Source organism: Nocardioides sp. (assembly GCF_024509035.1).
GTDB lineage: Bacteria > Actinomycetota > Actinomycetes > Propionibacteriales > Nocardioidaceae > Nocardioides.
This window is the reverse complement of the sequence record NZ_JANINT010000082.1, coordinates 1-9,014: the sequence shown is the minus strand read 5'-3', so window position 1 is coordinate 9,014 and position 9,014 is coordinate 1. Positions and strand designations below refer to the sequence as shown.

Genomic DNA, 9,014 nt, shown 5'->3' with positions numbered 1-9,014 from the left:
CCTGCCAAGGCCCGGCTGATGCCGCTGAGCGTCGCCGGCGCGTTCCACACCCATCACATGGAGCCGGCGGTGGGCCACCTGGCCGCACTCGCCCGCTCCGTCTCGGTCCACGATCCCCGCACCCGCGTGATCTCCAACCGCGACGGCACCGTCGTCCACGACGGTCGCGAGGTGCTCGCCCGGCTCGTCGGCCAGATCGCCAGCCCGGTGCGCTGGGACCTGTGCCTGGAGACGATGGAGGACCTCGGCGTCACCGGCATCCTCGAGATGCCGCCGGCCGGCACGCTGACCGGCATCGCCAAGCGCGCGCTCAAGGGCGTCGAGACCTTCGCCCTCAAGACGCCCGACCAGCTCGACGAGGCCCGCGCGTTCTGCGCCAAGCACGGCGAGTCGTCCGGGATGGACACCAGCCCGACCTGGCGGATGGTGGTCTCCCCCGCCAAGGGCACGTTCCACCAGGCCGGCGACGCCGCCGAGAGCGAGGTGCTCGCGCCCGGCATCGCCATCGGTGAGATCGCGAGCCTGCGCGACCGCACCCGCGTCACGGCGCCGCACGGCGGCACGGTCGTCGAGTGGCTGGTGGAGGACGGCGACCTGGTCTCACCCGGCCAGCCGTTGATCCGACTGCACCCCGAGGGAGGAGCCTGAGATGGCCACGATCGAGCAGGCCCAGGGGGCCCGGCACGCCGGCATCCTCGGGATCGGGTCCTACCGCCCGTCGCGGGTGATCCCCAACTCCGAGGTCGTCGAGGCCATCGACTCCAGCGACGAGTGGATCCAGCAGCGCTCGGGCATCAAGCAGCGCCGCTGGGCCACGCCGGAGGAGACCGTGCAGGTCATGTCGGTCGCGGCGGCCCGCAAGGCCCTCGACCGCTCCGGCATCGACCCCCGCCAGATCGACTGCGTCATCGTCGCGACCGTCACCCACCTCATCCAGACCCCGGCGATCGCGACCGCGATCGCCCATGAGCTCGGCACCGACCAGGCGGCGGCGTTCGACATCTCCGCCGCCTGCGCCGGCTTCTGCCACGGCGTCGCGATGGCCGCGGACATGGTCCGCGGCGGCAGCGCCGGCCATGTGCTCGTGATCGGCGTCGAGCGGCTCTCCGACCTCACCGACGTCGGCGACCGCGGCACGGCGTTCATCTTCGCCGACGGTGCCGGCGCCGCCGTGGTCGGCCCGACCGACTCCCCCGGCATCGGCCCGGTCGTGTGGGGATCCGACGGCGAGCAGTTCGAGCTGATCCGGCAGCGCGAGGACTGGCGTGACGTCGTCGCCAGCGACGCCCCGCAGATGCCGCACCTGGTCATGCAGGGCAACGCGGTGTTCCGCTGGGCGTCGTACTCCATGGCCAAGATCGGTCAGCTCGCCCTCGACCGGGCCGGCGTGGGCATCGACGACCTGGACGTCTTCGTCCCCCACCAGGCCAACATGCGCATCACCGACGCGATGGCTCGGGCGATGAAGCTGCCCGAGCACGTCAAGATCGCCCGCGACATCGCCGAGCAGGGCAACACCTCGGCCGCCTCGATCCCGCTCGCCCTCGATCGGATGATCGAGGAGGGCGAGGCCCGCAGCGGCGACACCGCGCTGCTGATCGCGTTCGGAGCCGGCCTCGCGTACGCCGCGCAGGTCGTCATCGTCCCCTAGCCCGGCCCCCACAGTTCTGCACCACCCGATCACACCCCTCAACCGAAAGGCACCACCTTCATGGCCACGACCGAAGAGATCCGCGCCGACCTCGCCGACATCGTCAACGAGGTCGCCGGCATCGACGCCGACGACGTCCAGCTCGACAAGTCCTTCGTCGACGACCTGGACGTGGACTCGCTGTCCATGGTCGAGGTGGTCGTCGCGGCCGAGGAGAAGTTCGGCGTCTCGATCCCCGACGACGAGGTCAAGAACCTCAAGACCGTCGGCGACGCCGTCGCGTTCATCGAGCGCGCCCAGGCCTGATCCACCCAGCTGTCGAGCCCGTCGAGACACCCGTCGACCCACGGTCGACGAACCAAGGAGCAGCATGTCTTCCAAGCGAGTCGTCGTCACCGGCCTCGGGGTCACCTCCCCGGTCGGCGGCGACGTGGACACCACCTGGGACGCCCTCATCCACGGGCGTTCGGGCGTGCGGCGCCTGACCGACGACTGGGTCGAGGAGATGCCCGTCAAGATCGCCGGTCGCATCGCCGTCGAGCCCAGCGAGGTCCTCGAGCGGGTCAAGGCCCGCCGCCTGGACCGGTCCTCGCAGTTCGCGATGGTCGCGGCCATGCAGGCCTGGGCCGATGCGGGCCTGGAGGGCGCGGTGCAGGACGGCGGGCTCGACGGCGACCGGGTCGGCGTGGCGATGGCCTCCGGCATCGGAGGCGTCACCACCCTGCTCGACAACTACGACGCGCTGCGCGAGAAGGGGCCCCGTCGGGTGTCCCCGCTCGCCGTGCCGATGCTGATGCCCAACGCCCCGGCGGCACAGATCAGCCTCTACGTCGGAGCGCGTGCGGCGGTCAACACCCCGGTGTCCGCGTGCGCGTCCGGCAACGAGGCGATCTCGCTGGCCGTCGACCAGATCCGGCTCGGTCGCGCCGACGTCGTGCTGGCCGGCGGCACCGAGGCGGCGATCCACCCGCTGCCGATGGCGGCGTTCGCGAACATGATGGCGCTGTCCAAGACCGCGAGCGGGCCGGAGGGTGGCGACCCCACGACGGTGTCCCGCCCCTGGGACACCGCCCGTGACGGGTTCGTGCTCGGTGAGGGCGCCGGTGTGCTCGTGCTGGAGTCCGAGGAGCACGCCCGCGCCCGCGGCGCGCGCATCTACGCGACGGTCCTCGGTGCGGGCATCACCGCCGACTCCCACGACATCGCCCAGCCCGACCCGCAGGGTCGCGGCGGATCACGGGCGATCCTCCGGGCGCTGGCCGAGGCCGACGTGAGCCCGGGCGACGTCGCCCACGTCAACGCCCACGCGACCTCGACGCCGCAGGGCGACATCGCCGAGGGCCTGATGCTGCACGCGACGCTCGGCAAGCACGCCACGGAGGTCGTGGTGACCAGCACGAAGTCGATGACCGGTCACCTGCTCGGTGGCGCCGGTGCGCTCGAGGCGATCGCCACCGTGCTCGCCCTCCACCACCGGGTCTCGCCACCGACCATCAACCTGGACGACCAGGACCCCCAGGTCGAGCTCGACATCGCCACCAAGGCCCGCGACCTGCCCCTGGGCGACATCGTGGCCCTCAACAACTCCTTCGGCTTCGGTGGCGCCAACGTCGCTGTCGCGTTCGGGTCGAGCTCGTGACCGCGACGCAGACCAAGCCGGCCAAGCTCCCCCGCGAGCAGGACCCGCGCAACCCGGTCCACCGGCTCACCGCCCTGCTCGACGAGGGCACGCTCGAGCTGATCACCCCCGACGACGACTCCGGCATGCTCGCCGCCGTCGGCCAGGTCCGCGGCACCCGCGTGGTCGCGTTCTGCTCAGACGCCACCGTGATGGGCGGTGCGATGGGCGACGTCGGCTGCCGGGTCGTGGTCGACGCCTACCACCGGGCGATGACCGACGGCATCCCGATCATCGGCCTCTGGCACTCCGGTGGGGCCCGGCTCGCCGAGGGCGTGCTGTCGCTGCACGCCGTCGGCCGGATCTTCCACGTGATGACCCAGGCCTCCGGCAAGATCCCGCAGGTCTCCGTCGTGCTCGGGCCGGCGGCCGGAGGCGCGGCGTACGGCCCGGCGCTCACCGACGTGGTGATCCTCGGCCCCGAGGGCCGCATCTTCGTGACCGGTCCCGACGTCGTGCGCTCGGTGACGGGCGAGGACGTCGACATGCTCCGCCTCGGCGGCCCCGAGCCCCACGGGCGCCGCTCGGGCGTCGTGCACATCCTCGCCGAGTCCGAGCGTGACGCGCTCGACCGCGCCCGCGACGTCGCCGACCTGCTCGGGTCCCAGGGCTCGCTGGTCGTCGACGACGTCGAGGACCGCGACCTGGCGGCGCTGCTCCCGGAGTCGAAGAAGCGCGCCTACGACGTGCACCCGCTGGTCGAGTCGGTGCTCGACGAGGGCACGGTGCAGGAGCTGCACGCCCGATGGGCTCCCAACATCGTCACCGCCCTGGGCCGGCTGGGTGGTCGCACGGTCGGCGTGGTGGCCAACAACCCACTGCGCCTCGGCGGCTGCCTCGACTCCCTCTCGGCGGAGAAGGCCTCCCGGTTCGTGCGGATGTGCGACGCGTTCGGCGTGCCGCTCGTCGTGCTCGTCGACGTCCCCGGCTACCTGCCCGGCGTCGGACAGGAGTGGGACGGCGTGGTGCGGCGGGGCGCGAAGCTGCTGCACGCGTTCGGCGAGTGCGTGGTCCCCCGCGTCACGCTGGTGACCCGCAAGACGTACGGCGGTGCCTACATCGCCATGAACGCCCGGTCGCTCGGCGCGACCAAGGTCTTCGCCTGGCCCGGCGCCGAGGTCGCGGTCATGGGTGCCGTCGCGGCGATCCGCGTCCTGCACCGTCGCCGGCTCGCCGAGGTCGCGCCCGACATCCGGTCCCAGGTCGAGGCAGAGCTCGCGGCCGAGCACGAGCGGATCGCCGGCGGCGTCGAGCGTGCGGTCGAGATCGGCGTCGTCGACGAGGTCGTCGAGCCGACGGCCACCCGCAGCGCGATCGCCCGGGCGATCGACGACGCCGTCCAGACCGTGGGCGTGCGTCGCGGCGCCCACGGCAACATCCCGCTCTGAGGACGCCGAGGCGTACTCCGGAGCCGTAACGGCTCGGCGGTTGCGCCGTTGGACCTCTCATGACGTCCGTCACACGCCTGCGCACGCTGCTCGCAGCGGCTCTCGTCGCCGCGATCGTGGTCACGGCCGTCCCGGCGCTGGCCGGCCAGCCCACCGACCCGGTCTCGGGGCTGGTCGGCGAGCTGGCCGGTCACTCCTCCCACGAGCGACGCGACCGCGCCGACTACGGGCACACCAGCGCGCCCGACGGCACGTTGCGGCGCGGGTGCAACAACTACCCCTACCGCTACGTCGTCTCGACCCCGACCGGGGACTGGTCCCTCGAGACCTTCCTCGACGACCGGACCGGCGAGACCGTCGCCTCCGGGGCCTACTGGTCGGACGGCGACCCGAAGCGCGACCGGGTCCACTTCCGCTTCTGCCGCTACTCCACCTACGCAGGACGCTTCACGATCCGCGCCAAGCTGCTCTGGTACAACGACCAGGGCGAGCACAAGGTGTGGCTGAAGCCGTCGCACTTCCGGCTCCGCCGACCCTGAGCACCTGTCCGGCCGGCACCACCGCGCCGCACCGTCGGAGCCACGCTGCTGTAACGCCGTGTTACCCCTTCATCGCCCCCGCTGCACCAGGCGGGTAGGAACGGGTAAACGGGCGTTACAGCGTCGGGCGGATCAGACCACCTGGTGCAGCCACCGGACCGGGGCGCCCTCACCGGCGTGACGGAACGTCTCGAGCTCGTCGTCCCAGGGCTTGCCGAGCAGCTTGTCGATCTCGACGAGCAGGGTGGTGTCGCCGAGCGCAGCCTTGACGACCGCGGCCTTGAGCCGGTCCTCGGGGATCATGATGTCGCCGTGCAGGCCGGTGACGGCGTGGAAGACACCCAGCTCGGGGGTGAAGGAGTAGCGAGCCCCCTCCGACCCGGCGGTGGGCTCCTCGGTGATCTCGAAGCGCAGGTGGTTCCAGCCGCGCAGCGCGGAGGCGACCGAGGCCGCGGAGCCGACCTCCCCGGTCCACGAGAGCTCGGCGCGGTAGCTGCCCGACTGTGCCGGCTGAGGGGTCCAGTCCAGGCTCACGGGCACGCCAAGGACACCGCTGACGGCCCACTCGATGTGCGGGCACAGCGCGGACGGCGCCGAGTGGACGTACAGGACGCCTCGCGTCGCGGCGCGGGTGGCAGTGCGTGCGGTCACCGTGACCTCCTCCATCTCCGGCGCGAGATGCGCCTTCCCCAGCGAGCTCGCAGGAGATGTCCGAGGCGTGAGTGACACGGGTGTAGTTGTGGTCACCATTGTGACCCATGAGACGCCGGAACGCCAGCGTCAGGGCTTCCGGGCGCTCGTGCTGCGCCGCGCCCGCCTGGGCCCGAGGTCGAGCAGGGTGTCGATCACGTCCTCGGCGATGCCGAGGCCCCCGAGGTGGCTCTCGCCGTGGATGACCGTCATCGTGGCGTCGGGGAGCCGGTCGACCATGTGCTGGCCGTGGCGGAACGGCACGATGTGGTCGGCGTCCCCGTGCCACCACCGCACCGGCACCCGCACGTCGGCCGCCTCGAAACCCCAGGGGCGCGTGAACAGGATCAGGTCGGCCAGGGGCGCCGAGGTCTGGAAGCGACTGCCGTTGAGCAGGTCGTCGATGAACATCGCCTTGAACTCCGGCCGCGAGAGCAGGTGCTTGTCCCCCGGCGGCTGCACAGCCGCATAGAGGTCGAGCGCCCGTCCGGCCAGCGGCCTCACCACCCGGATCGCCTGGGTGAGCGTCACCCCGAGGGGCACGCGAGCCAGGGTGATCACCGGCGCGAGGTGCACGGCCAGCTGGATCGGTCCCCCGTCCGCGGCGTCCGGCCCCCGGGTCGGCGCGACGCCTCCGAGGATCCCGACCCCGTGCACCCGGTCGGGCAGCGCGGCGCCGGCCGCGAGCGCGTACGGCGCCCCACCCGAGAGTCCGATCAGCCGCACCGTGTCGATCGCCAGCGTCTCGAGGAACAGCTCGAGGTCGTGGGTCCAGTCCAGGATGTTCGGGTAGAGGTACGGCGTCGAGGAGCCGATGCCGGGCCGATCGATGCCGATGATGCGGACGCCGCGCCGATCGGCGTACTCCCGCGCCTCGAGCGGGATCTGGCGCCGCGCACCGGGCGTGCCGTGCATCCAGATGATCGCCGGGCCGCTCCGAGGTCCGTACTCGGCGAAGCTCAGCCGCCGATCACCACGCACCGCCACGGTGCCCTCGAGCGCTGGCCGTCTGACGTTCCCCACGCCCAGGAGTCTCGCACGTCAGCGTGCCAGCCGGACGGCGCCGGGGTCGACGACGTTGGCGATGTCGCGCACGGCGCCCAGCAGCTGACCGTCACCGACCACCATCGGGCCGTCGACGACGTCGAGGACCACGACGGTGATGTTGTCGCGCCCACCCGCGTCGAGGGCCGCCCGGGTGAGCACCGCGGCCGCCGAGTGCGGGTCCTCGACGCCCAGGAGCTCGCCGATGGCGTCTTCAGCCACCAGGTCGGAGAGCCCGTCGCTGCACAGCAGCAGCCGGTCACCGGGGCTCACCGGCAGCGGCAGCAGGTCGACGCCCTCGTGCACCGGGTCGCCGTCGAGCGAGCGGAGGACGACGTTGCGCCACGGGTGTCGGGCCGCGTCCTCGGCCCGCAGCTGCCCGGAGGAGACCAGGCCCTGCACGTAGGTGTGGTCGGTGGTCAGCCGGGTCAGCTCCCCGCCACGGAGCACGTAGGCACGGGAGTCACCGACGTGGGCGAGCACCGCGCGGTGCCCGTCGCAGACCACCGCGGTCAGCGTGGTCGCCATCCCGAGCCGCGCCAGGTCACCCTGGACGCCGCGTCGGATGCTGGTCCGCGCTGCCTCGAACCCGTCGAGCAGGAGCTGTTCGGGCTCCTCGCCCATCCGGGCCAGAACCGTGGCGGACACGGCGTACGCCGCTGTCGCGGACGCGACCTCCCCGGCCGCAGCGCCGCCGACGCCGTCGGCGACCAGGGCCAGGTAGGGTCCGACGAACGCGGAGTCCTCGTTGTCCGAGCGCACCAGGCCGACATCACTGACGCCGGCACCCGAGAATCGCAGCATCGTGGAGGCCTCCTCTCCAAGCGGGAGGATACTAGCCGACGTCAGCCGAGGGCCTTCTCGAGAGCCTCCGCACGCTCCGCAGCGTCCGTGAGCTGCTCGCTGTCGATCGCGTGGGTGCGGTGGAACCAGGCCAGGGCGTCCTGGTGACGACCGGCGGCCTCGAGGGTGTCGGCGTAGGCGTAGCGCAGGCGCACGACCCACGGTGCCCGGCTCTTCGAGGCGAGGGGCGCGAGCTCCAGGGTCCGCAGCGCCGCGTCGAGCTGGCCCATGTCACGCCGGGCGCCGGCCTCGACGATCGTCATCTCAGCCTTGGCCTCGGGCGCGAAGTTGGCGACCGAGGGGCTCTTGGCGAGCTTGAGCGCCTCCTGGGGCTTGCCGAGCGCCCGGTGGCAGTCCGCCATGATCGGCAGGTAGGCGGTCGCGCCGTTCATCCGCTTCGCCGCACGCAGGTCGGCGAGCGCCTCGGCGTAGTGGCCCGCGGCGTACGCCGCCTCGCCGGCGGCTTCGCGGACGACTGCCAGGCGAGGTGCGCGAGCACGGGCCGCGAGCGTGTGCTGGTAGGCCGTCTCCGGGTCATCGTCGACCAGCACGCCGGCCGCCGCGAGGTGGCGTGCGATCCGCGCCGCGAGCTTCTCGGGCAGCCCCTTGAGCTGCGCCGAGATCGACCGGTCCAGCTCCGCGCCCGTGATCTCGGCCGGGATCTCGGGACCGTCGTAGCGCGCCTGCTCGGCGGTGCGCTCGGCCTGCTTGTCCGCGGGGCGCTTCCAGTCGTTCTTGCGCCCGGGACGGTCCCCCTGCTTGGCACCCGGCTTGGCCGAGCGGCCGGCTCCGGAGCGACGCTCGGGACGGGCACCGCCCGACGCGCGATCGGTCTCCGGGCTCCAGCGCTGGCCACGCTCGGAGGACTTGGCCGATGAGGGACGGCCCTGGCCGGCGGGACGCTTTCCGGAGGGCTTCCCCGCCGACGCGCCGGTCGGCTTGCCCGTGGGCTTGCCGCCCGACCTGGCGGCCGGCTTGCCCGTGGGCTTGCCGCCACCCTGCGGCTTCTGACTGCGGCGTTGCTCGGCCACGGCTCTCGCTCCTGCTCCTGCGCCGTCGTTCGGCGCTGCGTGATCACGTACGGGAAATGCACGTAGGGGCCACCTGACGGTGGCCCCTACGGAGTGTATGTCCGGCGGCGTCCTACTCTCCCACAGCCTCTCGGTTGCAGTACCATCGGC

At 72.5% G+C, this 9,014-nt stretch carries 10 protein-coding genes; 6 read left to right on the top strand and 4 right to left on the bottom strand.

Going from position 1 to position 9,014, the window contains the following annotated elements; translation table 11 throughout:
• The 6 genes from Q0L15_RS06865 to Q0L15_RS06840 form a co-directional block, all read left to right on the top strand.
• Positions 1-648 (top strand): biotin/lipoyl-binding protein (locus Q0L15_RS06865; protein WP_296603176.1); only part of this gene is annotated, 648 nt, incomplete at its 5' end.
• A gap of 1 nt (position 649) precedes the next feature.
• Positions 650-1,651, top strand: coding sequence for a beta-ketoacyl-ACP synthase III (locus Q0L15_RS06860; RefSeq protein ID WP_296603175.1), 1,002 nt, complete (start codon positions 650-652; stop codon positions 1,649-1,651).
• Positions 1,652-1,711: 60 nt separating this feature from the next.
• Positions 1,712-1,957 (top strand): acyl carrier protein, encoded by a 246-nt coding sequence (locus Q0L15_RS06855; RefSeq protein ID WP_011755445.1) that lies wholly within the window; start codon positions 1,712-1,714, stop codon positions 1,955-1,957.
• A gap of 64 nt (positions 1,958-2,021) precedes the next feature.
• Positions 2,022-3,290 carry a beta-ketoacyl synthase gene (locus Q0L15_RS06850; protein ID WP_296603174.1) on the top strand — a complete coding sequence of 423 codons (1,269 nt, stop codon included), beginning with the start codon at positions 2,022-2,024 and terminating at the stop codon, positions 3,288-3,290.
• Positions 3,287-4,717, top strand: a complete 1,431-nt coding sequence (locus Q0L15_RS06845; RefSeq protein WP_296603172.1) for a carboxyl transferase domain-containing protein — start codon at positions 3,287-3,289, stop codon at positions 4,715-4,717. The genes Q0L15_RS06850 and Q0L15_RS06845 overlap by 4 nt, the downstream gene beginning before the upstream one ends.
• A 59-nt stretch (positions 4,718-4,776) precedes the next feature.
• On the top strand, positions 4,777-5,256 hold the full coding sequence (locus tag Q0L15_RS06840) for a hypothetical protein (protein WP_296603171.1): 480 nt from the start codon (positions 4,777-4,779) through the stop codon (positions 5,254-5,256).
• A 132-nt stretch (positions 5,257-5,388) separates the two neighbouring features.
• Here Q0L15_RS06840 and Q0L15_RS06835 read toward each other — a convergent pair whose 3' ends face one another.
• The 4 genes from Q0L15_RS06835 to Q0L15_RS06820 all read right to left on the bottom strand — a co-directional run bounded on the left by Q0L15_RS06835 (position 5,389) and on the right by Q0L15_RS06820 (position 8,864).
• Complete coding sequence (locus tag Q0L15_RS06835; protein WP_296603178.1) at positions 5,389-5,922, bottom strand: DUF3145 domain-containing protein; 534 nt, start codon at positions 5,920-5,922, stop codon at positions 5,389-5,391.
• 114 nt (positions 5,923-6,036) lie between these two features.
• The gene (locus Q0L15_RS06830) at positions 6,037-6,969 is read right to left on the bottom strand and encodes an alpha/beta hydrolase (protein WP_296603170.1); all 933 of its coding nucleotides are present in this window, start codon (positions 6,967-6,969) and stop codon (positions 6,037-6,039) included.
• Between the two features lie 18 nt (positions 6,970-6,987).
• On the bottom strand, positions 6,988-7,794 hold the full coding sequence (locus Q0L15_RS06825; protein ID WP_296603169.1) for a protein phosphatase 2C domain-containing protein: 807 nt from the start codon (positions 7,792-7,794) through the stop codon (positions 6,988-6,990).
• A gap of 41 nt (positions 7,795-7,835) precedes the next feature.
• Positions 7,836-8,864: a tetratricopeptide repeat protein gene (locus tag Q0L15_RS06820; protein ID WP_296603168.1), complete on the bottom strand. Its 1,029-nt coding sequence runs from the start codon at positions 8,862-8,864 to the stop codon at positions 7,836-7,838.
• Between the last annotated feature and the right edge of the window lie 150 nt (positions 8,865-9,014).

What these genes read in the sequence shown, in the direction of transcription:
- Q0L15_RS06850 (WP_296603174.1), top strand. Translation starts at nt 2,022, where the DNA reads ATGTCTTCCAAGCGAGTCGTCGTCACCGGCCTCGGGGTCACCTCCCCG.
- Q0L15_RS06840 (WP_296603171.1), top strand. Translation starts at nt 4,777, where the DNA reads ATGACGTCCGTCACACGCCTGCGCACGCTGCTCGCAGCGGCTCTCGTC.
- Q0L15_RS06860 (WP_296603175.1), top strand. Translation starts at nt 650, where the DNA reads ATGGCCACGATCGAGCAGGCCCAGGGGGCCCGGCACGCCGGCATCCTC.
- Q0L15_RS06855 (WP_011755445.1), top strand. Translation starts at nt 1,712, where the DNA reads ATGGCCACGACCGAAGAGATCCGCGCCGACCTCGCCGACATCGTCAAC.
- Q0L15_RS06825 (WP_296603169.1), bottom strand. Translation starts at nt 7,794, where the DNA reads ATGCTGCGATTCTCGGGTGCCGGCGTCAGTGATGTCGGCCTGGTGCGC.
- Q0L15_RS06835 (WP_296603178.1), bottom strand. Translation starts at nt 5,922, where the DNA reads ATGGAGGAGGTCACGGTGACCGCACGCACTGCCACCCGCGCCGCGACG.